General features: G+C 34.8%; 19 protein-coding genes. 5 read left to right on the forward strand and 14 right to left on the reverse strand.

Annotated elements, in window-relative coordinates:
• Positions 1-121: 121 nt before the first annotated feature.
• The 4 genes from ABR854_RS00305 to ABR854_RS00320 are packed head-to-tail and all read left to right on the forward strand — an operon-like array spanning position 122 to position 6,342.
• Positions 122-3,289, forward strand: coding sequence for a T9SS type A sorting domain-containing protein (locus tag ABR854_RS00305; RefSeq protein WP_350263349.1), 3,168 nt, complete (start codon positions 122-124; stop codon positions 3,287-3,289).
• Positions 3,290-3,341: 52 nt separating this feature from the next.
• Complete coding sequence (locus ABR854_RS00310) at positions 3,342-4,292, forward strand: Ig-like domain-containing protein (protein ID WP_350263350.1); 951 nt, start codon at positions 3,342-3,344, stop codon at positions 4,290-4,292.
• Between the two features lie 32 nt (positions 4,293-4,324).
• A complete protein-coding gene (locus tag ABR854_RS00315) occupies positions 4,325-4,867 on the forward strand; it encodes an RNA polymerase sigma factor (RefSeq protein WP_350263351.1) in 543 nt (180 codons plus the stop codon).
• Between the two features lie 59 nt (positions 4,868-4,926).
• The gene (locus ABR854_RS00320) at positions 4,927-6,342 is read left to right on the forward strand and encodes a hypothetical protein (protein WP_350263352.1); all 1,416 of its coding nucleotides are present in this window, start codon (positions 4,927-4,929) and stop codon (positions 6,340-6,342) included.
• 59 nt (positions 6,343-6,401) lie between these two features.
• On the opposite strand, the gene ABR854_RS00325 is transcribed toward ABR854_RS00320, so the two are convergent.
• The 14 genes from ABR854_RS00325 to ABR854_RS00390 form a co-directional block, all read right to left on the reverse strand.
• Complete coding sequence (locus ABR854_RS00325; RefSeq protein WP_350263353.1) at positions 6,402-8,987, reverse strand: TonB-dependent receptor; 2,586 nt, start codon at positions 8,985-8,987, stop codon at positions 6,402-6,404.
• Positions 8,988-9,349: 362 nt separating this feature from the next.
• Positions 9,350-9,565 carry a helix-turn-helix domain-containing protein gene (locus tag ABR854_RS00330; RefSeq protein ID WP_350263354.1) on the reverse strand — a complete coding sequence of 72 codons (216 nt, stop codon included), beginning with the start codon at positions 9,563-9,565 and terminating at the stop codon, positions 9,350-9,352.
• A 4-nt stretch (positions 9,566-9,569) separates the two neighbouring features.
• On the reverse strand, positions 9,570-10,223 hold the full coding sequence (locus ABR854_RS00335) for a DUF2975 domain-containing protein (RefSeq protein WP_350263355.1): 654 nt from the start codon (positions 10,221-10,223) through the stop codon (positions 9,570-9,572).
• Positions 10,224-10,234: 11 nt separating this feature from the next.
• Complete coding sequence (locus ABR854_RS00340; protein WP_350263356.1) at positions 10,235-10,765, reverse strand: DUF2975 domain-containing protein; 531 nt, start codon at positions 10,763-10,765, stop codon at positions 10,235-10,237.
• A gap of 169 nt (positions 10,766-10,934) precedes the next feature.
• Complete coding sequence (locus ABR854_RS00345; protein WP_350263357.1) at positions 10,935-12,851, reverse strand: sensor histidine kinase; 1,917 nt, start codon at positions 12,849-12,851, stop codon at positions 10,935-10,937.
• Between the two features lie 7 nt (positions 12,852-12,858).
• On the reverse strand, positions 12,859-14,652 hold the full coding sequence (locus ABR854_RS00350; RefSeq protein WP_350263358.1) for a sensor histidine kinase: 1,794 nt from the start codon (positions 14,650-14,652) through the stop codon (positions 12,859-12,861).
• Between the two features lie 43 nt (positions 14,653-14,695).
• Positions 14,696-16,042 (reverse strand): hypothetical protein, encoded by a 1,347-nt coding sequence (locus ABR854_RS00355; RefSeq protein WP_350263359.1) that lies wholly within the window; start codon positions 16,040-16,042, stop codon positions 14,696-14,698.
• Positions 16,043-16,048: 6 nt separating this feature from the next.
• A complete protein-coding gene (locus ABR854_RS00360; protein ID WP_350263360.1) occupies positions 16,049-16,762 on the reverse strand; it encodes a hypothetical protein in 714 nt (237 codons plus the stop codon).
• Between the two features lie 64 nt (positions 16,763-16,826).
• The gene (locus ABR854_RS00365; protein WP_350263361.1) at positions 16,827-17,096 is read right to left on the reverse strand and encodes a hypothetical protein; all 270 of its coding nucleotides are present in this window, start codon (positions 17,094-17,096) and stop codon (positions 16,827-16,829) included.
• 30 nt (positions 17,097-17,126) lie between these two features.
• A complete protein-coding gene (locus ABR854_RS00370; RefSeq protein ID WP_350263362.1) occupies positions 17,127-17,804 on the reverse strand; it encodes a hypothetical protein in 678 nt (225 codons plus the stop codon).
• Positions 17,805-17,833: 29 nt separating this feature from the next.
• The gene (locus ABR854_RS00375; RefSeq protein WP_350263363.1) at positions 17,834-18,319 is read right to left on the reverse strand and encodes a hypothetical protein; all 486 of its coding nucleotides are present in this window, start codon (positions 18,317-18,319) and stop codon (positions 17,834-17,836) included.
• Between the two features lie 14 nt (positions 18,320-18,333).
• Positions 18,334-19,038, reverse strand: a complete 705-nt coding sequence (locus ABR854_RS00380) for a hypothetical protein (protein WP_350263364.1) — start codon at positions 19,036-19,038, stop codon at positions 18,334-18,336.
• 12 nt (positions 19,039-19,050) lie between these two features.
• Positions 19,051-20,418: an OmpA family protein gene (locus ABR854_RS00385; RefSeq protein WP_350263365.1), complete on the reverse strand. Its 1,368-nt coding sequence runs from the start codon at positions 20,416-20,418 to the stop codon at positions 19,051-19,053.
• 128 nt (positions 20,419-20,546) lie between these two features.
• The gene (locus ABR854_RS00390; protein WP_350263366.1) at positions 20,547-21,293 is read right to left on the reverse strand and encodes a LytR/AlgR family response regulator transcription factor; all 747 of its coding nucleotides are present in this window, start codon (positions 21,291-21,293) and stop codon (positions 20,547-20,549) included.
• Positions 21,294-21,520: 227 nt separating this feature from the next.
• Here ABR854_RS00390 and ABR854_RS00395 point away from each other — a divergent pair, with 227 nt between their 5' ends.
• A complete protein-coding gene (locus ABR854_RS00395; RefSeq protein ID WP_350263367.1) occupies positions 21,521-22,066 on the forward strand; it encodes a transposase in 546 nt (181 codons plus the stop codon).
• Positions 22,067-22,140 lie beyond the last annotated feature (74 nt).

Below are 22,140 nucleotides of genomic sequence, written 5' to 3' on the forward strand. Positions count from 1 at the left end.
CGTAAAGTTTTAGCGAAAAAACCTCAAACGAAAGTTTGAGGTTTTTTTTATGGGCTTTACAACCTTTTAATAATACTTTCAGTCAAAGGATATAGTAATGAATTCTATAATCTCAAAATGTATGAAATATATTTATATCGTACTTATTTTTTGTAATGTGTTTCACTTGACTTTTGGACAGGGAGAGGTTGAAATGAGTGTAGATGGAGATTTCTCTCGATGTAATATTTTAGATGTAAAAATAGATAAAAGTAATAACCGTATTCTGACTGGTAATTATAGTAATGACTTAGGAGAAATAAGGTCATTGTATATTAACCAAGTCAAATATAACTTGCCAAGTGCATCTGGCTTTTTCTGTATTAAATTAAACGAAAAAAAAGAGGTAGTTTGGCTTAAAACTATTCAGAGAAAGACTGCTTCAAGGTATAGTTTTGCTTACTCGGTGCTTGATGATAGCAGTAATGTGTATGTAATAGGGAAATTGCAGCAAGTATTGCAGTTTGATGAAAATACGACTCTTGATAGTCCGACAGGAGATATTTTTGTGGCAAAATATGCGAGTGATGGAAAACTAAAGTGGGCTAAGAAATATGTCGGTAGTAGCGATGAGGCGTCGTTCAGACCAAAAATTGACAAAGATGGAAATTTATATATTTTAGGGAGATACCAAAAAAGTTTGGAAGTTGGAGGAAAGGAAGTTTTAAAAGCAGTTGGACAGAACCCAGAACCATATTTATTGAAATTGGATAGAAATGGTAATTTTATTTGGGCAAAAGGATTTGATGAAAAATTAGAAGTAAACTTAGTTACAGTAAATAAGAATAATAATATTTTTTTATCAGGTAATTTTACAGGGAGCGTCATATTGAATGACAATATTAAACTGCAATCAGCAGGCTATAAAGATATTTTCTATGCTAAATTTGACCCAAATGGGCAAGTTTTGTGGGCAAAAGCAATCGGAAGTAGTCAAAGGGACAATAGTAATGCGATAGAGGCAGATGATTTTGGAAATATTTATTTGGCGGGTGTAGTTTCAAATGAAGCTAAGTTTGACACCTTGCAAGTGAGTTTAAAATCAGAGTTGAATGAAAATATATTTATCACTAAAATTGAAGGTAATAAAGGAAAAATCGAATGGGTGAGAAATATGACTTATGGGGGGAATCTTTTTGATGTGTATCAATATGGTGATGCAGTTAGATTTCTAAAGTTAAATAATGCAGGAGAGCCTTATTTTATTGGAATTGTTATGGATTATTTGAATATAGGTGAGGATATTAAGTTTAAGGGTAACTATTTTAAGGGAATACAGTATATGGTCAAGTATAGTACAGAAGGTAAATTACTATATGCTTCAGATTCTCCTGCTTCTGTTGGAGATGGGTTAACAATTTGGAATTCGATGGCTTTCACTTCACAAAACGAAATTCTAATATCAAGCTTTAAAGATGGTTTTACACGCAGAACTACATATACAACGTCATCCTTGCTAAAAAAGATGGAATTAAATAGCAATAGCTGTAGTAATGATATATTTCCAATTGAGCGAGATAATTCTAATATTTTAAGTATTGCTAAATCTGTTGTAGATAATAAAAACTTCAATTATCAATGGTATAAAAATGGTGAGGCAATTTTAAATGGAACACAAGCATCGTTTCAAACAAAAGAGCCAGGCTATTACAGCTTGAAGTTGATAAATAAGACTAACTCGGCTTGTGAAGTTAGTTCGTCGAATAGTATTCCTATTTTTCAAACAGTGGATAATTACCCGCCAATATTATCAGCCAGTTCATTCAATCCTAATACAATTGTGTTAAACTCAATAGTACCTAAAACTGAATGGTTTTTAGATGGGGAGTTATTAGTTGGAGTAAATAATAATTATTCTCATACATATAGCTTAGAGGGAACTTACAAAGCAAAACAATATTTTGATAATGGAATCGTGAAGGAATCGAATGAGCTTGTTATAAAAGATGGTTTAGTCCTTAATGTTACTAAAGCAGTAACCTATGATGATGGCGATATTTGTAAGCCGATGCCAAACCTGATTGCTACTATTAATAATCAAGTTTTTCCAAACAATGATTTAAGGTATCAATGGTATCAGAATGGTTTGGCTGTCAAAGATTCAACTTTTAAGCATTTTAGAGCGGTTACTTCTGGTGAATACCATGCTATTATTTTTGTAGTTTCACGTAATCAAGCTTATTCAACGGGTAAATACAAAATCGTAATAGAAGATTTTCCAAAATCATTACCGATTACTAAAATAGAAGATGTATGTGGAGCGAAAGCATTATTGAAAGTTGATGATTCATTTATTCAGCGATATGGTTTTCAAAGTATTATTTGGAGAGTTGATGATAAAGTAATTGCAGAAGCTACACAACCATTTTATAATGCCAACAAAAGTGGATATTATACATTTTCGGTACAATATAAAGAACCCAATACAGGAAAAACATGCACTTACAATTCATTTACTACATTTGAGAAGAAAAATGATTTTAAACTCAATTTAGGCTATGCTTTTGCGGGTTCTGGGTGTGTGGTTGACTCATTTAAGGTTTTTACAGAGCAAAATCCCAGATATTCTTATACATGGACAAAGAATGATGTTCCAATCGAAAAACAGACTTCGAGCGAGATTTTTATTAAAGATAAAGCTCGCTACAAAGCTATTGTAAAAAGAAATGATGGTTGTATCAATGAAACTGATGAAATATCGCTAAAGGGTTGTACGTCTGACGAATATGAAAAATTTCTATTGATAAATCCCCCTTTGATAGTAGCCGATAAAAAATCAATTTATCCAAATGAAAAAGCCGTACTAAGTGTCGAAAGCTGCTCAAATGTAAATTTGCAATGGCTGAAAGATTCAAAACAACTATCTGGAGCAACTCAGAAAACATTAGAGGTAAATGAAACGGGAAATTATATGTTGCAGCTTGAGAAATTTGGTTGTGTTGCCACTACTAATGCCGTCAGAATAAGTGTTGAAACCATACTCGCCGTAGGGGAAGAGAACCCCAATTTCAATATTGAAGTTTATCCAAATCCGACCGAAGAAAGACTGTTTGTCTCAATTCCTTCGCAAATAAATATGCCCATTGAAGTGAAAATGACCGATATTTCGGGTAAATTGATGGGGAATTATGATTTTTTAGCATCGAATAGTCAGTCTATTGATTTAAAAACCTTTCAAGCGGGTATATATTTTTTGGTGTTTGAGATGCAAGGAAAGCGAGTGGTGAAAAAAGTCATAAAAAATAATTAAAACCATTACAACCTTTTTCAAAATTAACAGTCAGTACATAAAAGAAGCAAAAATGGTTCGACTATTCTCCATATTATTGGTATTTATGTTTGTGTTTTCTTGCGATGTAGCAAGAGAAGATAGCGTAGCGAATCCAGTAGTTTTTGATGAAAACACATCGAATGTTTTCTATACGTTGGCCGAATCTAATTTGAGCATTGACCCAACGGCTTTTGACAAGTTGAAGTCGGCCAGTTCGTTGGTAGTAAGTCAATTGCCAGTAAGTGGAGAAGCGAAGTTTATCAGAAATGGCTTTGTATTTTATCGTGCAAATAATTCTACGGCTACAAATGATGCTTTCGTTATAAGTGGAAAGGTGGCCAATGGGAGCTCGGTAAGCGAAGAAATAAAGATAAATTTTGTGCAGAATCAAGCAAATTTGCCATGTTATGCAGGAACACTCGGAGATAAGGCAACAACCGAAACTGGAAAATCAGCCGAAATAAACGTGATGGACAATGACAAAACGTGTAGCCTGATTGGTGAAAACTCTTTGAGAATTGAGATTCAACCCACTAACGGAAAAGCTGAGATTATTGACCGAAAAGTAGTTTATACACCAAACCCTGATTTTATAGGCGAAGATATTTTTTTCTATCGAATAGGTATCAATAATAACAAAAATCCAGTAGCTCCCGTAGAGGTAAGTGTCTCAGAATCAAAGGATTGTACGAACGGAATGACCGATGATATAGTCAATGTTTTGAGCTATTCACCTAATACAGATTTAGCTTTAGATGTTTTGCAGAATGATAAAATTTGTACGATTTATCAACAAGCAACACTGAAAATTATTACAAATCCAATAATTGGAACACTTAGAATTGGGAAAAATAATGCGGATAAATCGGTGATTTACTATCAATCAGGTACTATTCCGAAAGGAATTCAGACTTTTGAATATGGACTTTATCGAGCCGAAAAAGTATTTATAAAAGCGAAAGTAACAATCAATTTTAATTAAATTCATATAGCCTACACTATTACCCAGCTTTTGTGCAGTCAAACGACCGTGAATTATTAGAAGGGTGCCTCCGACGAGATTCTAAGGCACAAGCGGCACTTTATCATCAGTATAAAGGTCGCTTTTTTGGTATTTGCCGCCGTTATGCCCAAAGTCGTGAAGACGCTGAAGATTTACTTCAAGATGCATTCGTAAAGATATTTTTAAATCTAAATGAGCTGCGAAGTGCCGAACAAATGAGTGCTTGGATTAGGCGAGTTGTCGTGAATGTGTGCATAGATTACTATCATAAAAAGGTAAGTTTGACAAATATTGAGGAAATACCAGATATTCCAACAGGAAATTGGGAAAACGATAATGTGATAAGTCAGATGAGTAATCAAGAATTATTGATGGCTGTGAATGAATTGCCCGATGGGGCGAGAGTAGTTTTCAATTTGTTTGTGATTGATGGTTTTTCGCACCAAGAAATTAGTGAGAAACTCAATATTACTGAAGGAACATCGAAATCTCAATTATTTTTTGCCAAGAAAATTCTCAGGAAAAAACTCGAAGAAATGGGAGTAAGGGCGTGATGATTAATGTTTAATGAAAATAAGTTACCAGTTACACAGTAACAAATAACTATTTACAAATGGAAAATTTTGAAGATAACATAGAAAAAGAATACCACGAGCGTTTTCAGGATTTTGAAGAAATGCCTGATGATGCGGTTTGGAATAAAATTCAGGAGAGAATTACCCCCGAACCCGAAAGACGTCCGATTGTTTTTTGGTGGAATAACTATCGCTCAATGGGAATTGCAGCGAGTATTTTGCTCGGTTTATTGGGAGGAGGATATTTATTCTCAACTTTTTTTGATATTACTAAATCACAATCTACTAAAATCACTAAATCTACACCAGTTGGGGAGAAAAAACAAACTACTCAAGCTACACAACTTTTAACTAAAAATAGCACGCTAATAAACGCAACATCTGAAAAAACTAATGAAGCGGGAAATGCTGCTGAAAAACAGGTAAAAACAATAATTACGACGCCTGAAACGAGAGAACGTTTCATTGCAAGTAAAACTTTTAATGAAAATGAACCAACCATTAATGAACCAAAAGTTGAAGAACTAAAAAAAGAAACCTTTTCATTTGAAACTTTAGCCAAACAAGAGCAAGTAGATCAAGGTTTTGAATCAAAAACACAAAATCAGACCATAATAAATGGCTCAGAACTTGTTTCTTCTAACCCAAATTCTCCACAAAATACTACAAAGACTACCGAAGAAAGAACTACAATAAGCACTGAGAAATCTAAGTTATTTAGTGATCAATTTGCTTTTTTAATGCCAAAAAATACTGATATTCAGTCAGTTAATAAAGTTTTAAATGTACCAGTGTTACCTCAAAGCGAAGCAGTTTTTGCATTTGAAGAACCACGTCGAGACCGTTTAGTATTTATTCCACCAACCGAAATTTATGCAAATGTTAGTCCAATGCTGAGTTATTATGTTTTTTCGCCGAATAGAGCCGATAATTTTGTGGTAAAAGATTTCAATAGTTCGTCTAATAGACTAAGTTTTGCAGCTCAATTGGGAGTTGTTTATCCATTAGGTAAGAAACTCGATATTCGTACAGGGCTTAGTTTTATGGCAGGAAAATCAAATTTTAGTTATGGATTAACAAATAATAGCCAGAAAGTGGTGAAAGTGATTGATGAATTAAATATTGAAGTACAACCCGTAAATAGTATAAATATTGAGCAAAAAAACTGGCAATATGTAGAGCTACAAAGTGATTTGTTGTATTCCGTGAAGAAGCTTCACGCTGTTTCAGTGGGTTTTAGAGCGGGTGTTCAGACCTCGGCTTTGAATAAACCAGTCTTTAATGGTCGAATCGGCTATCGTATCAGTAAGCCAGTCAACAATAGGGTTGCTTTGTGGCTTGAACCTTCGGTTGTGATTTCACTTTCTTCTCAAGAATCTATTGATAATCATTTCATGTATCATACTACGGGATTCGGGTTGAATATGGGCGTGAGTTTATTGCGGCAAGATTAAAAAAACGAAAACCTGTGAAGACTTCCTTCACAGGTTTTTATTAGAAACTTATTCAATTCTTAATTGCCAGATTTAACCCTGCTTTGCTCAGCTTCAGTTGCTGTGCTACGGCGACGAGCTGCTTTTACATTCTGATTACCAAATTTATATGTAAACGTCAAGCGTGCAGAACGGCTATCCCAGCGGTTGCTGAGGTTCATTTTTACGCCTGCAAAGTCAGTCTTTCCTACAAACTTATTAGTCAAGAAAATATCGTTGATGTTTAATCTCAAGTTAGCCTTTTTGTTCCAAAAACTCTTCTGTAAGCCTGCATTTACTGCATATTGGGCATTCCCACGCATCATACCATATACGTTTGGCGAATTATACCACATTGAAATTTCAGCCGTCAAATTTTTGGGTAATTTTAAACTATGGTTTGTATAACCATTGTAGGCCACTTGTCCAACATTGAGGTTTTGTTCCAATAATTGTCCTGAATATCTATTATAGAAAACCGAGATATTATTTTGTGCTGTCCACCATTTTGTAATCGGAATCGGTACACTGAAGTTGACATTAATGTTTTCAAATTTAGCGATATTCTCACGTGTGGCAAAAGTAATTTTCTCAGGGTCAATTCCTTGAATATTATTATATTTCTTGATTTTAGCCAAAACCTCAGGGTCATTGATCGCATTCTTGATAACCTCGATCATAAAATCGTTTGTTACGCTATACCCAATGCTCGTTACGAAGGCTTGTTTGAAAGAGTGTGTTAGCTCAAATGAATTGGTGTATTGCGGTTTTAAATAGCCATTACCGAGTTGATAAGTATATGGATCAAGGAAATAAACAAATGGGTTAAGCGACTCATAATCAGGGCGTTCGATACGGCGGCTGTATGAATATGAAATCTGATTATCTTTATTAATCGTCTGATTCAAGAATACACTTGGGAATAATTGAGCGTAGTTACGTTCACGTTTTTCGTCCAGAGTAACTGATTTTCCTACAGAATGCGTATGTTCCATACGTAAACCTGCTTGAATATTAAATTTCTTGCTCAATTCTTTACTAAAGTTTGCGTAAGCTGCATTGATGTTTTCGTTATAAATGAAGTAGTTTGTGCGTCCTTTATCAACTTCTCCATTCTGAAAAAAACGAATATCATTGTCAGATTTTACCCAGCTACTTTTTGCTCCAAACTCTAATTTAGCTTTACTTTTTGGCAACGGATGCACATAATCAGCCTTTAACGCAATGATATTATACTGATTTGGTGTATTGCTCGTAATATTAAGCGGTGCGTTTGATTCTACTTCTTTTAGGTCGATATACTTATAAAATCTCGACACCATTCCTCGCTCAATGCCTAAGTTTTGGTAAGTCGAATAATCAACATCGGCTGTTAGTTCTTTACCTGTCGAATCAAAAGTATGCTTAAAGTTAGCGTTTAAGGTCACGTTTTTCCAAGTTCTCAACGTACTTGCGGTAGTAACCAAACTCGAATCTGGCACATTATTACCAGAACGTTTGATATAAGTAGTGTTTATATTTGGCGAGTTTGGTTTATTTTGCCACGAACCAACACTTCCATTGACCAAAACACCCAATGTTGTTTTCTTAGTTGCATAAAAATCTGTTCCAACTTTGTAACTAAAATTTTGATTGGCGTTATAACGATAAGCATATTGCTCGAAGATCTTGCCACCTAAATCACGAACAAAAACGTTATTATTGAAGCGTTGATTATCTGAAAAAGTAAGATTAGCAAAAGTATTGAATTTCCCTTGGCGATTATTGAGATTCAAGCTTGTATTATATTTGGGCATAATACCAGGTTTTACTGTTTCAACTTTACTAAAATCTTCGTTTAAACCTTTCGATAAATAAGGAGGAAAACTGGCCGAAAATCCCGCCGAGATGCTTCCATTTGTACCAAAATTCTTGTTTTTCTTAGTCACGATATTGATTACGGCTTTTCCAGCGGCATCATAGCGAGACGATGGATTTGAGATGATTTCAATCTTTTCGATTTGGTCGCTATTCATGTTTTTGAGCTGGTTAGTCAAATCACTCTGCGACATATACGTAGGTTTTCCGTCCATGATAACCAACACTCCTTGCTTGCCTTTTACGCTGATATTGTCATTATTATCGACTGTTACACCTGGTGATTTTTGCAAAACCTCTAAAACTGTACTTCCAGTGGCCACAATGCTACCTTCAACGTTTACAATTAGTTTATCGGCTGCTTGCTCGATGAATGGTTTTTTTGCCGTGACGGTTACTTCTTTGAGATTCTGTGTATCTAAATTCAACTGAATTGTCGAAAGCTTTACTTCCAGATTTTCATTATTTAAGATGATTTTTGGCGAGAAATATCTCTTATAACCCACCATCGAAATCGATACGATGTATTGAGCATCGTTGCCAACTGCTATTTGTTCAAAACTAAATTTTCCATCTAAATCACTCACAGCACCTTTGGCAAGCGTTGAGTCTTTGGCTTTTAGTAATAAAACATTGGCGAAGGGGAGGGCTTGTTTTTTCTCGTCGAAGAGGCTTCCCGAAATTTTACCTTTGTATGAAACTCCGTTAGTTTGGGCAAAGGTGAACACGCTCGCAAATGCGAGTAGCATTGTAAGTAATAACTTTTTCATTTTTGTAATTGTTAAGTAATAGCTTTTTTCGTTTTTCTTTGGTTTTCGGTTAGACGTGTCGTCAGACCTTTTGTGAATTCAATTATTAGATGCAAAAAATATCTTGCGAGTTACAATCTCTGAGAGTTTTGATAAACTACCCTAAAAGTTTTGAGGCAGTTTTTACGCTTTTCAATTGAATGTTGTTTGCTTTTTCATAATTTCTGTGACAAATATATCGGTACTTTGTAATACAAGGTAATTGTTATTACATAAGTGGTTTTTATTTTAGGATGAACGGTCTATCGCTCTAAAAGTAGCTTTTGAGTAGTAGATGCAATTCTGAAAAGAAGCGTTGCGTGGATTCTTAAAATTATTTAATATTATTCTTTTGTTTCTGCTACAAACTCTAAAATATCACCAGGTTGGCAGTTTAGGGCGTCGCAGATGGCTTCTAAGGTCGAAAAACGAACTGCTTTGGCCTTTCCAGTTTTTAAAATAGAAAGGTTGGGGAGCGTAATATCAACTTTTTCGGCGAGTTCGGATAGTTGCATTTTCCGTCGTGCAAGCATCACATCAAGGTTTACTACTATGGGCATCTTTCTAAACTGTTAATTCGTTTTCTTCTTGAAGCTCTACGCCTCGTTTATATACCTGTGAAAGTGCTAATACTAAAAACCCCATAAAAAAACTATTTTGGTAATAAAATATAATGCTAATTGTCTGAAATTTCATGAAGCCGAAATCTTTTATTACTTGATTTACATAGCCTGATAAAAAATATCCATGTAGTAGATTTAATACTCCACCAATGAGAAGGCACAAACCAATATTTCTAATTCGATTAGCATTTTCGATGTAAAAGGACTTATTGGGATTAATCGAATTGAAAACTTCTTTCAATAAATATGCAATAATTATATATAAAGCAAAGGTCAAAAGATTATGAATTATAATGAAGATTGCAATTTTATCATCAGCTTTGATGTGTAACAAACCAGCTTCTTTGTTTTTTTCTAAATAATAAGTTGGCGAAATTTTATCACCGTTTTTGTATTTATAATCTTTTGCAATGTCCCAATCTGCTTTGATACTTATGTACTTTCCTTGCAAATTTAGGAGTTTTCCATCTTTTTGAGGAATTTCGGTCTTTTTTAATAATGATAAAATAATAATAAAAAATATTGATACCACAGAGAGAAAAAAATGAATATTGACAATTGCTTGCGTAATATTGAAGATTGAGTATTTTTTCATGATAGTAAATGTTAAACAGTTAATTCATTTTCTTCTTGTAATTCAACACCACGCTTAAAGATTTGGGCAATAATATAGACAATGCCCGCCATAAAGAAATATTCTCCGTGATTGAAATGATTGACCAAATCAATATCAGTACGCTTAGAAATAAAATCGAAGTAACCATTGCCAATTTCTGCCATTATCCAAAGGCCAAATAAATAGTAACTTATATTTTGAATTTTGGTAGCAACCTCGTCAGTAAAAGGATTTTTTAGTTTGAGTTTATGCAGAAAATCAAATAAATAATACCAAATATGAGCTTTTAATGCCACGAAGGCAATGACCAACGATTTTGCAAAATAGAAATAAATAAGGTTTTGACTACGTAGCTCAAAAATACTTTTATTAGCCAAATACATTTTTTTTGCAAATTCAGGATTTGAAAAACTAATGATAAATGAAATAAGTTGACTGCCGCATTCAATCGAAAAACCGATAGCTCCGATGAGGGCCAAGTATTTGATAATTTCTAAGATTGTTTTGGTTTGCGTTTTCATAAAAATGTATATAAAAATGTGATTGATAGCACAAATGTAAAATTTATTTATTGATAAACAATAAATAAATAATGTTTTTTATTAAATATATATTGATAAGCAGAGGTTTTCGAGTATAGAGATATTTCTCAATTGAAAGGAAATTGAGTAGAAGAATGAATTAGAAAGACTAAATATTGATTTGTATAAGTACTACTGTACCAGATTCAGTAACTAAATCGGTCGTTTCAACTCTAATTTTATTGGCGTAGCTTTGGTTGAATAATTCGATACGTTGATTGGTGATAGACGTACCAAAAGACTTGTGCAATATATCTTGATTGTACTGAATCTCGTGAGCTTTAGTGCGGCCAATACCATTATCAACTATACTAATTTCGAGGCATCTTTCGTCGGTTTGAGATACTTTTATGGTTAAAATTTTTTCGTTTTTTTCGTTTTTTTCGCTGTTTCGCAAGCCGTGAATAATGGCATTTTCTACAAATGGTTGAAGCAGGAGAGGAGGAATCATAATAGAATCAAGGTCTATTTCTTCATCAATGTTTATCGAATAAAAGAAATTTGATTCAAAACGCCCTAATTCCACATCAATATAAAGGTTGATTGCTTCAATTTCATTGCTGAGTGAAATGGTATTTTCTTTAGAATAACTTAGAATTGTACGAAGCAATTTCGAGAATTTTGCGAGATAATTTTTGGCTTTTTCCTTTTGGTCAGAAAGTACAAAGTATCTAACCGTATTGAGGGAGTTGAACACAAAATGTGGATTCATTTGACTACGCAAAGCCATCATTTCTACTTCGATTGCTTTCTTTTCGAGAGCATTTTTGGCTTGGCGTTCATCACCGATTTTTTTTGCAATTGCCAATGCAAAGACAATGATTTCGAGTAAAATTGCAAACGGAAGCGTAAATAAGTGATTGAAGACTCCGTACCAAACTTGTTGGTTGAGCAGCCCAGCTTTAAGCCATGCAGTAAGCCCAAAAATAATTAAGATTCCATTGCTTAATACTACATATTTGACCATCGAAGATTCTACTTTTCGTGCTGTGAAAATCAAAATTCCGATATAAATAATGAGCAGAGGAATGCGAGTAATGATAAAAAGTTTTGCTTGAAGCCCCGAGTCGTTTGTTAGAATTAGCCATAAAAATATGCTAATTCCATAGAATATAAAGACTTTATTGGTGTTAATAATAAACCTATAAAGCTTATGATGATTTTTCCGAAGGTCTAATAGTTCTGCAACAAATACCAAATAGGCTGCAAAACCAAGCCACATAACTGCTTCGCCACCGTGAACTTTAATGAGTGGAACTGTTCCAACAACTTTGCCAACATAAGTAAATGCCCGACTTTTGATTAGAGTAAAAACAAAAGCAGAAAATACATAAAAAAGGTAATATTTATAGAGTTTTTCGCTGCGATTTCGGTAGTAGATCAATAAAATTATGATGAATATTACACCCAATCCACCTTGATAAAAAGCCCGTATTTGAAGCTCGTTGAGGTTATGGTTATAATATTGATTGAGCCAAAGACTATGCTGTTTTTCGGTCTTTAGATAATATGAAGTTCGGAGGCTTTTTTGAGGAAAAAGCCTCAAAAAAGGTAATAAGCCTTGATAATGACTGGACTTGATATAAATTTCAATAGTTCCTTTGCCCTTTATTGAAAAATTATCAACTCCGACTACTTGGTTTTCATTCATTCCCCAAGTGGAAATGAATTCTCCATTTGTTATTTTATTGACTAATTTTTTATTTTCAAAAACATAATATTCGCTGATTTCGTTGTCAGGGTTTCGGATAAAAATTTGCTGAGTTTTATCTGTTGGATTTTCAATGAAAAAATGAATCCATAGAACTGTATTTTTTGGTATTTTGAAATCAGTAGTGAGCGTTTGCCAATTTTTTTCGTTTTTTATCTGCTCAATTGTTTGTTTTGGATTGCTAACAAATACTTCACTTTTCTGATGAATAGAAGCGTTTTTGTCATCGTTTAGCCGCAAAGTATCGGCCTTTGCCCACGCTTGGTTGGCAAAAAGGAAAATAATTTGCAGTAATATAAAAGCAAATCTATTCATCGAAAATCTACAACTGACATTGTATCGAAACCTCGACAAGCGTACCAGTCAGGAGGTCAAACGTTGATACACTAAGTTTATTTTGATAATGTTGATTGTGTACTTCAATACGCTTAGTTGTAATTTCGATGCCAAGCGATTGGTGCATGACTTCTCTTTTTTGGTTGAGTTCTCCCGATTTTTTACGCCCAATTCCGTTATCTTCAATCAATATTACGACCACATCATTGTTTTTCTGCAATATACTTATTTTTAGGCTTTTTTCTCTTTTTTCACTATTTCTTAGCCCGTGTATAATCGCATTTTCGATGTACGGTTGTAAGATAAGTGGCGGAATTTGAATTGAATCCGTTTCTATTTCATCATCTACTTCTATTGAATAATCGAAGTTTGAATCGAATCTACCTAATTCTATTTCTAAATAAAGTTTGATGGCATCAAGTTCGTTGCTCAATGAAATGGTGTTTTCCTTAGAATAAGTCAGAATTGTGCGAAGTAATTTAGCGAATTTTGAAAGGTAATCTTTTGCTTTATCTTTCTGGTCTGAAATTACGAAGTATCGAACCGAGTTGAGTGAGTTAAAGATAAAGTGTGGATTCATTTGGCTGCGTAGTGCCATCATTTCAATCTCTATCATTTGTTTCTCAATATTTTCTTTTTGGCGACGCTCCTGTTCAAGTTTTGTGGCAATAGCAAAAGCAAAGATTAGCATCTCAATTAGCACTGCAAAAGGCATCGTAAAAACAACATCAAGCCAAGGTATTTTAAATACAGAAGCCAATGGCCCAAACCGTAAATAGGCCATAAAAAGTAGAAACAATAAAGAAATATTACCAAACACGATGTAATTTATCAAGGAGTGGTTGATTTTAAAATTAAGCCAAAATAAAATTCCAACTAAATAAGGGAATAGTATTACCCCCGAAAAAATGAAGAGTTTTTCATGTAGTTCGATACTATGGCTTAATAATAGTAGGGCGGGGTCTAATAAACCATAAAAAGCGATGAGTACGGCTAATACTTTGATTGTTTTAGTAAAAGTTGGGTAGTTCTTAGCTAAATCGAGTAATTCAACTAAAAAAAATAAATACGCTAAAGTTCCAAGCATTTGGAAACATTCGGGTATATGAAGGTAGGATATAAAACTAAACGAGTGAGGTGTTTGAAAATTAATCCAGTTATGAAGAATAATTTTTGAGAGCAATAAAGAGAAATTACTTAGACCGTAAATCGTATAAAATGCCAATAGTTTGCTACGATATTTGATGAGTAGAATACTCGAAAAGATACTTACAAACCCCAATGCTCCAAGAATTACCAAAGTTGAGTTATTTTCTTTTTTATACTTTTCAGATAAATGAAATAAATACCTTTCAAAAATGTCTTTTTTATATAAGATGAATTTATTGGAAGGTATGTGCTGAAAATTATTTAGTGCAGACACCAATGGTGATATATGCGAAATAGATTGCAGATAGAAGGTTTTCGTTTGCTTTTTTGGAATTTTTATGGTAGTATAAGAATGAATACCATCGGTTTCCCAGTCAGAAATCATGAGTGAACTGAACTGAAAATTATAACCAGAGCCTATTTCATGAAGTTTCACAACATCATTACTCGCTATATAAAGGTAATACGTTTCAGACGTATCAGTATCGTTAGAAATCAAAAATACTTGCTTAACCGATTCTGATAAATGAATGGAGTCTTTCAGGCTACTATGTAGGAATACTGTTTTCTGAGCCATTAATGAAATTGGCTGCAAAATAAAAATCAGAAAAAAGAGAGTATTCCTAAACATTCGTACTTAGCATTGTATCTGTGAAAGAAGCGAGGTAAACTATTTATTGACAGAGACTCAAACTTCGCTGTTGGTAATCACTCATTAACGCTGTAAATTTTTCCATTTGTTCATATTGTTCTAAACCTTTTACTTTTTCTTTGAGTTTTTTTGCTTCATCTCTATAATTTGCCCAAAGTTGGCGTTGTTTGGTATTGCAATTAAGTTTTTTGTTGAGTTCTCGGCGTTCATCAGCCGTAATACCTTCTCGGTTTAGCTCAATCTGAATTTTTCGAGCTTCGATTCGGAGGTCAATATCTAAAGTTTTGTACATAAAATCGCCGTTCATGGCCATTTCAAAAGTCGAACGAGTGATTTCTGAAGCATCATTTAGCAAAGCAGCATTGCTCATGTTTTCCATAGTTTTTTTCTGCAATTCTTTCTCAATTTGGGCTTTTTCTTTCAACAACGCTTTTAGTTGAGCATCTTCTTCGTTTTCGAGTTCTTGAGATAAATTTTCGTCAATGGCAGTGTTATTTTCTTTGTGGCTTTCTTGTACTTTTTGAAGCATAATGTCACCCATTGGTTTGTAGCCAGCTCCCGAAAATGTATGTTTTTTAGGATAGAACTCCACGATTCGACAGCCATATTGAAGATTGTCCGCTTTCAGAATCTGCATAACTAAATACACATGATTATTTCGTTTGTTATAAACCCAACCCATACCGCCCATGCCAGTAGCAGCAAAAGTACTTTTGATAGGTGCAAACTGACCACTTGCTTCGCCCAAATCTTTCAAATAGATATGTACTTTTCCTTCTTCCGAATTAAACTCATAGACATCGGCAGTTACGGCAGGAGCTTCATTATTGGCGGAGGTAATAAATGCACCTTTCGGAAAAGTTTTGGTCTTGATTTTCTTAGCCGAAGTCCAGAATATTTCACCTTGCATATAGGCATCAAAGCGTGCCATTGTGGTGGTTTGTGTGCCATCACCTGCCGTCATTCCCATCACGATTTTGCCCATGTCGGGCGTATCGACATACATTCGTTGGTTCATGCTTGGCAAAATTGCCCAATAGTGAAGGTTTTCTACGCCTTCCATGCTTTCGGTGCCTGTTTCCCATTGGCGGAGTAACTCTTTTGGAATTCCGACCACTCCATTGGTCATGTTGATGTATTGATGAATGAGGCCACTTTCGCCTTCGCCATCAGAACAATAAACCACTAAATAATGCGTGGTTTTATAGGTATCGCCTTCTTTCGGAATTGGGTCGGGTTTGAGATTAAACGAGGGTTTCGTAAAATCAATTTCTTTGAAACCCTTTGAAATATCCAAAATTTCGATGTCTTGGGCTTGTAATTTTCCAAGAAATAGGAGAGCGGCAAGAAGGCAGAATATCTTTTTCATGGCTATTTATTTGCATTTGTTTAAAACTTCTTGTGCCAATTTTTTTGCAATCGAGAGATTTTCTTCGTCGTTTGTGCTAATATCTACTACAATTTGGAACGTGATTTTGCCAACCAGTACCGTCAATTCTTTGTCTTTGATACGCCACGAAGCAGCTTCGCCAATGCCCGAAACTTCTTTAAAAATTATATCATCTGCTGAAAGTTCTTTGGCCATATTGGTAGCAGTTTCGGTGGTTTTGGCATCATAACCTTTTTCTTTTAAGGTTTCTCCTGCTTTTTTAAAAGCTGCTTCTTTTTCGGCCGCACTCGCATTTCGATAAAAAGCCTTGAAACTTTCGAGAGGTGTAGCTTTGCCAGTAATCATAAAAAGGTCGCTGCCAAGCCATCTTAAACCGATACGATTAGGCGTTGGTACATCCATATCTCGGCCCATTAATTTCATTTTTTGGCTACGTCCGCTTTCCCAAGTATATTCGTAAGTATCTTTATCGTGTTTTTTTGCTTCGGGGCGGAAATTGTAATTTTTCTTAGCCTTCGACATATCGCCAGTGTAGTGTTTCTGGATTACTTCGAGCGGAAGTAATTGGTCCATTTTACTTTGATAACTCAAAATACAAGTTGAAACATCGGCAACTGGTGTCGTAATTGCTTCACTTTTATCGTTTTCATTAGTGCTTCCATTTGATTTACTGCATGACAGAAACGAGGTAGCAACCAAAGCAATAAGTATTTTTTCATAGTTTTTAATCGTTTATTTAGGTAAATCAAAAGAGCAAGTGGCTTTAATCACAAGTAAGCTGTTTGAGTTGGTCTTCATAGGCTTTTCGTTGAATAGCCGTATATACCGAACAATCTTTAATAATTTCGGTCAAGGCTTTTTTGAAGGCTTCACAATTGGCTTTATTGCTTGGGTCTTTGCTCCAAGTCGTCAAAACCTTTTCATATTCGGCAGCCGCTTTTTCGCAGTTGTTGGCCGCCAATGGGTTTAATGCTCCATCTTTTCCGCAGGCTATAGTTGATAAAAGTGCTAATGCAATAATTAGTTTTTTCATGGATTTTAAAATTGAGTGAGAAATTGATGCTTACTTGGTTGTGTAAGTAAAATTAATCTTCATTTCACAGGTTTTTTGGTTCGGAATCGTCACGTAAATATCCGCAACGCCAGTTATTTGCACAGGACTAAGCACATTGACCGTATAAAAAGTCTTGAAAGCCGTTTGGGTATCGTTTAAAATAGCTATCCGATAAGTATTTTCGGCCAAAGTGAGCCACTTGGAGTTGGGCAGTAAATCGGTCGGTTTGAAAGGCTTACTAAACACTTTATTGCCACTTTTGATGCTTGCCATATTATCGGTCTGAGTATCCATTAGACTCGGACAATTCTTCAAGATAGGTTTTTCTGTTTTTGCTATCCAATTGCCATCTTTTGGCTGAATCGTTTTATCGAAAGGTGAAATTATTCCTCCTTTGGCAATGTTTGGCTCGCCTTTTCCTCCGAAATATTCATGCAATTCACGTGGACTACGTTTTTTGTCTGGATAATGGACATCTTGCCCTTGTTTGTTTTTGAGAAATGTCATGATACCTTTATCTCTCTCAAAAACGCCCAAGTAGCCCAGCATTCCATCTACATCTTTATAGCTATATTGTGTCTGATAAAATTTACAACCTCCATCAATTTTGCAATAGGCGATAGTTACTTGTGCTTGGGTGTTTATTCCGTAGAATAACCCCAAAAGCATTATGAAAACCTTTTTCATGATTTTTTGATAAGTTGTCTTGAAATGCGTCAGTATTTCATGCTGAAAGTGCAGTTTTTTAAACTTGCTTTTTTATCAATGAAATTGGTAAATTCAGCACTCATTTCACCTTGAATCTCTTTGTTTTTAATATATTTAGTTATCTTGAATGTGCCACTTTCGGCAAAAACAGGACTATTATTTATTGTAAAAGCTAAGTTTCCACTGAGGTTTTCTTCTTTGGCAGGGATGCCAAATGAGTAAGTTTTGTTTAGTTCGAGTTTTGTTTCATTAAATTGTAGAGAAAGTACATTGGCATCATCTATTTGTCCAATGACTGTAATCAAGGCAAAAGGCCCTCCGAAATCAATTGTTTTGGCTTCCCATGCTTTTCCGTCGAGGGTGGCTTTCATCGAGCCTGATACTTTTGAACTGCCACTGCTCGTATTGTCGGGTTCGGGGTTTTCAGATTTACTGCATGAAGCTGAAACGAGGGCAATTATGCTCAGTAAAATGAGTTTTTTGATTGTTTTCATGGTTTATTGGATTTTTATTCTTCGTATGTAATTAAAATTTTACATGGTTTACTTCTGATTTCCGAACTGGCAGTGCCTGATAGATTTCTGAGCGAAATGGTTGTATTTGTGATATATACATCAAATTCATAGCCGAATAAATCGTTGCCATCTTTTACCCAAAAATTGGTTGCGTATTCTACCAATGCTTCAACTTTGAGAATTTTACTCGGAGTTATATCGTGTGTAAGACTAATTTCTCCACTCGGAAAACCACTATTGGCAGATGTCGTACAGCCGCTGGTTAGTTTTTTTAGTTTTATGGCTGGGGCATCAGAGCCGAGTTTAGTGAAGCCGTTTACTTCCAATTTGGTGGTAGGAGCGGTTGTTCCGACTCCAATATTTCCATTTTTATTTATCTTTAATGCAGATACAAAGTTTGAGATACCGGCAGTTTCAAATAGGAAACCATCGTTTCCTATAAAATGAAAGTTTTCTGAAAGATTTTTTGTTATTGACCCAAATGTTACACCTTGCACCGAAAAATTCAACGTTATGGGTGGTGAAAGAGAATTTGAATTAAATGCAAGACTATTTTGAAGTGATGAAATAGTTGGTGAATAAGTTGTTAAACTTAAATTACCATTGAATCTTATCCTACTTGGTTCTACGCTAATGCCTTGACCGTATAAATTAGACAATGTTAAAATAAATGCTAAGATTTTAAAAATGACTTTCATGATTCTAAAGATTTAAAGTTTAACAAATTCAACTCTACGATTATTGGCTTTGCCTTGTGGCGTGGTGTTTGGATCAGATGGCTGTGTTTCACCTTTGCCATCGGTTTCCATGCGAGTGGCTTCGATGCCAAATTCGGCTGAAAGTGCATTTTTTACCGAAGCCGCACGACGTTTCGATAAATCAAGATTTTTGGCATCATCGCCATCGGAATCTGTATGACCTATGATTTTTACTTTTACAGCAGGGTTTTCTTTCAAAACTGTTCCAATTTCTTTCAAAACTCCGTAAGATTCGGGTTTGATTTTATCAGAATTTACATCAAATAAAATCCCACGAGTAACGAGTTTTCCTTCGGTGATAAGTTTATTTCGGGTATCGGGAGCACCTTCGGCGATGCGTAGATTGGTGATAAAATTTGCTCCTGCAAACAAATTATTATTGAAAAGCATCGAATATTTTAAGGTGGGGTCGAATGCTCTGGGTAAATCCCAAACTTTAGTTTCGTTTACGTAAAGTCGGATACGAGTTTTTTGTCGCCAGATTGAAACTCGATTCACTTCTCCATCTTTCCAACTAAACGGAATTGTATTTTCGAGTATTTTCTCATTATTTTTATCAAAAACCCATGCGGAACTCGTACTTCCCCCTTGGTCGGGCATTGGGTGTATATCAAAGCCTACTTGTGGGTCTGTGCTAAAATTGGCATCAAAAGTAGGTTTTCTTTTACTGATTTCAGGAAAGAAAACCATCAATCCCGACATATTTTGAGAAACATCCTCACTAATCATCATGTCAAATTCCATCGTGAAATTCTCGGGCAATTGATTCACAAAATCAGGGAAGAATAGCCCACGGTCACTGGCTTTGAGCCACTTGCCTTTTTGCCCGTCAATCGTCATAATTTCACCGCCTGCATTCGTATTCCATTTTGCTGGAAAATCGCCAACGGCATCTTGCTCAAAATCTTCGACGGCAACCACTTTTTCACCAGGAATGAAATCAAACTTAGAATACGATTTCATACTTGACTTAGGCTGTGAAGTACTTGATTCTGAACTTGATTTGCTTGCTGGTTTCGTATTATTTTTATTGTTTGTTACAGATTCTTCGGCTTCTTCGGTTTCCTCCGATTCTTCGTTTTCTGTTTTCTTAGAAGAAGTCTTTTTAGTTGTTTTTTCTTCTTTTTCTGGCTTTTCTTTTTTCTTGAAGATATTCCCGATTCCTTCCTCAACTTTGTCGAGACCTTTATCAAGCGTGCGGTCAATGGCACCATTGGTGCGGTCTTGGGCTTTGCGTTTGGCTACTTCTTTAGGGTTAATGATTTGGGCATTAACAAAGAAAGAAATAAAAAGACATGAAACAATGAATAAGATTCTCATGATTGGCTTTTTTGATTAATAAGCCAAAACTATAAGCTATTCGGATGCAGTAATAATGTTACTTAGTAGATGGCAGAAGCGGTTAGCCATTGGTAGATTTGAGTGAGTAATTGGTAAGGAGCGTATTTTTACTTGGTTAGTTCGTTGATAACTTCTTCTTTTCTGGCCCGTGAAATTGGAATTTCGGCGTTATCAATCATTAAAATATAGCCACCGTCGGCTTTTACGTATTTTTTTACGTGATTTTTGGCAATAATGTGTGAGTTATGTACCCGAATGAAAGGTAAATCCGATAGAGTTTCTTCAATTTCTTTTAAGGTTCGGCTCACGAGCATCATGGGTGCGTTTTGTAGAAAAATCTTTGTGTAATTACTATCTGATTCACAACGAATGATTTTTTCGACTTCCACAAACTCAAAACCTTCTAAAGTTGGCAAGGCAATTCGTTTTACTGCTGTTTGTCCCGACTTGAAAACTTCCAGCAAATGCTCAAAATTACTGTTTTGGGTGCTTTTTTTACTTTTATTCTCCAATTTTCGTACGCTATTGATTAATTCAACTTCATCAACTGGTTTTAATAAATAGTCAAAAGCACTAAATTTAAAGGCTTTGATTGCGTATTGGTCGTAAGCGGTTACAAAAATTATGTCAAAATTGATAGGTGCGAGGCGATTGAGTAATTCAAAGCCATTCATAAATGGCATATCAATATCGAGAAAAATGAGGTCAACTTGATTAGAACGAAGGAATAGAAGTGCTTCGGCTGGGTGATTGAACGAAGCAATGACTTGAACCTGCGGGCAGTCTTCGGACAGAAGAATTTCGAGACTTTTGGTAGCGTGTGGCTCGTCGTCTATAATAACTGTTCTAATCATTTGATATTTTTATAGAAGACAAAAATAGGAATAAACTGATTATGTCTCAATTTTTTAAGGTTAAATTTGGTTTTATACTTTTTAGAAACAAAACTTAGCACTGAGAGTTTTTGTTATCTTTGCATTAATCCTCCGTGGCACTCTGTGAGTGTCACGGATAGTGCAGACAGCAAGATAAAAGTATGATAATTCTGTCTATGACACTCACAGCGTAACATTAACAATAAATGCAATTTGAACCTAACAGAATATACCACATTTATAATAGAGGCAATAATCGGCAAAAGATTTTTTTTAGTCGAGAAAACTATCTCCATTTTTTGAGAAAAATTAGAGATAAAATAAAACCTCATTGCGAAATTCTTGCTTATTGTCTGATGCCAAATCATTTTCATTTGATGGTTTTAACTAATGAAAATTCGGCAAAGAAAATATTAGTTGGTCAGGATGAAAGAAATGTGCTTTCAGAAGCTATTAGACTGATATTGAGTAGTTACACGCAATCAATTAACAAACAAGAAGGACGAACAGGGTCGTTATTTACACAAAACACAAATGCCAAAGAATTAGCCGCAATTGAAATTGATTTTGAAATAACTCAAACCTGTTTTAATTACATTCATCAAAATCCTTATGTTGCATTACTTGTAGATAAAATAGAAGATTGGGAGTTTTCATCTTTCAAAGATTATATTGGTTTGAGAAACGGAACTTTATGTAATCAGAAATTAACTAAAGAGATTTTAAATATTGATGAAAAAGCATTTTATTAAAAGTCTTATGAAGTTTTAAATAAAGATAAGTTAGCAAATATTTGGTTACAAAGATAGCTTTCCGTGGCACGGAT

Origin of the sequence: Emticicia sp. W12TSBA100-4 (assembly GCF_040253585.1) — a bacterium.
Classification (GTDB): domain Bacteria; phylum Bacteroidota; class Bacteroidia; order Cytophagales; family Spirosomataceae; genus Emticicia.

Bases quoted from the DNA above. Each gene is read 5' to 3' on its own strand.
- ABR854_RS00340 (WP_350263356.1), bottom strand. From the start codon at position 10,765: ATGAAAACGCAAACCAAAACAATCTTAGAAATTATCAAATACTTGGCC.
- ABR854_RS00380 (WP_350263364.1), bottom strand. From the start codon at position 19,038: ATGAAAGTCATTTTTAAAATCTTAGCATTTATTTTAACATTGTCTAAT.
- ABR854_RS00365 (WP_350263361.1), bottom strand. From the start codon at position 17,096: ATGAAAAAACTAATTATTGCATTAGCACTTTTATCAACTATAGCCTGC.
- ABR854_RS00355 (WP_350263359.1), bottom strand. From the start codon at position 16,042: ATGAAAAAGATATTCTGCCTTCTTGCCGCTCTCCTATTTCTTGGAAAA.
- ABR854_RS00330 (WP_350263354.1), bottom strand. From the start codon at position 9,565: ATGCCCATAGTAGTAAACCTTGATGTGATGCTTGCACGACGGAAAATG.
- ABR854_RS00385 (WP_350263365.1), bottom strand. From the start codon at position 20,418: ATGAGAATCTTATTCATTGTTTCATGTCTTTTTATTTCTTTCTTTGTT.
- ABR854_RS00395 (WP_350263367.1), top strand. From the start codon at position 21,521: ATGCAATTTGAACCTAACAGAATATACCACATTTATAATAGAGGCAAT.
- ABR854_RS00305 (WP_350263349.1), top strand. From the start codon at position 122: ATGAAATATATTTATATCGTACTTATTTTTTGTAATGTGTTTCACTTG.
- ABR854_RS00345 (WP_350263357.1), bottom strand. From the start codon at position 12,851: ATGAATAGATTTGCTTTTATATTACTGCAAATTATTTTCCTTTTTGCC.
- ABR854_RS00350 (WP_350263358.1), bottom strand. From the start codon at position 14,652: ATGTTTAGGAATACTCTCTTTTTTCTGATTTTTATTTTGCAGCCAATT.
- ABR854_RS00375 (WP_350263363.1), bottom strand. From the start codon at position 18,319: ATGAAAACAATCAAAAAACTCATTTTACTGAGCATAATTGCCCTCGTT.
- ABR854_RS00320 (WP_350263352.1), top strand. From the start codon at position 4,927: ATGGAAAATTTTGAAGATAACATAGAAAAAGAATACCACGAGCGTTTT.
- ABR854_RS00325 (WP_350263353.1), bottom strand. From the start codon at position 8,987: ATGAAAAAGTTATTACTTACAATGCTACTCGCATTTGCGAGCGTGTTC.
- ABR854_RS00310 (WP_350263350.1), top strand. From the start codon at position 3,342: ATGGTTCGACTATTCTCCATATTATTGGTATTTATGTTTGTGTTTTCT.
- ABR854_RS00370 (WP_350263362.1), bottom strand. From the start codon at position 17,804: ATGAAAAAGGTTTTCATAATGCTTTTGGGGTTATTCTACGGAATAAAC.
- ABR854_RS00390 (WP_350263366.1), bottom strand. From the start codon at position 21,293: ATGATTAGAACAGTTATTATAGACGACGAGCCACACGCTACCAAAAGT.
- ABR854_RS00335 (WP_350263355.1), bottom strand. From the start codon at position 10,223: ATGAAAAAATACTCAATCTTCAATATTACGCAAGCAATTGTCAATATT.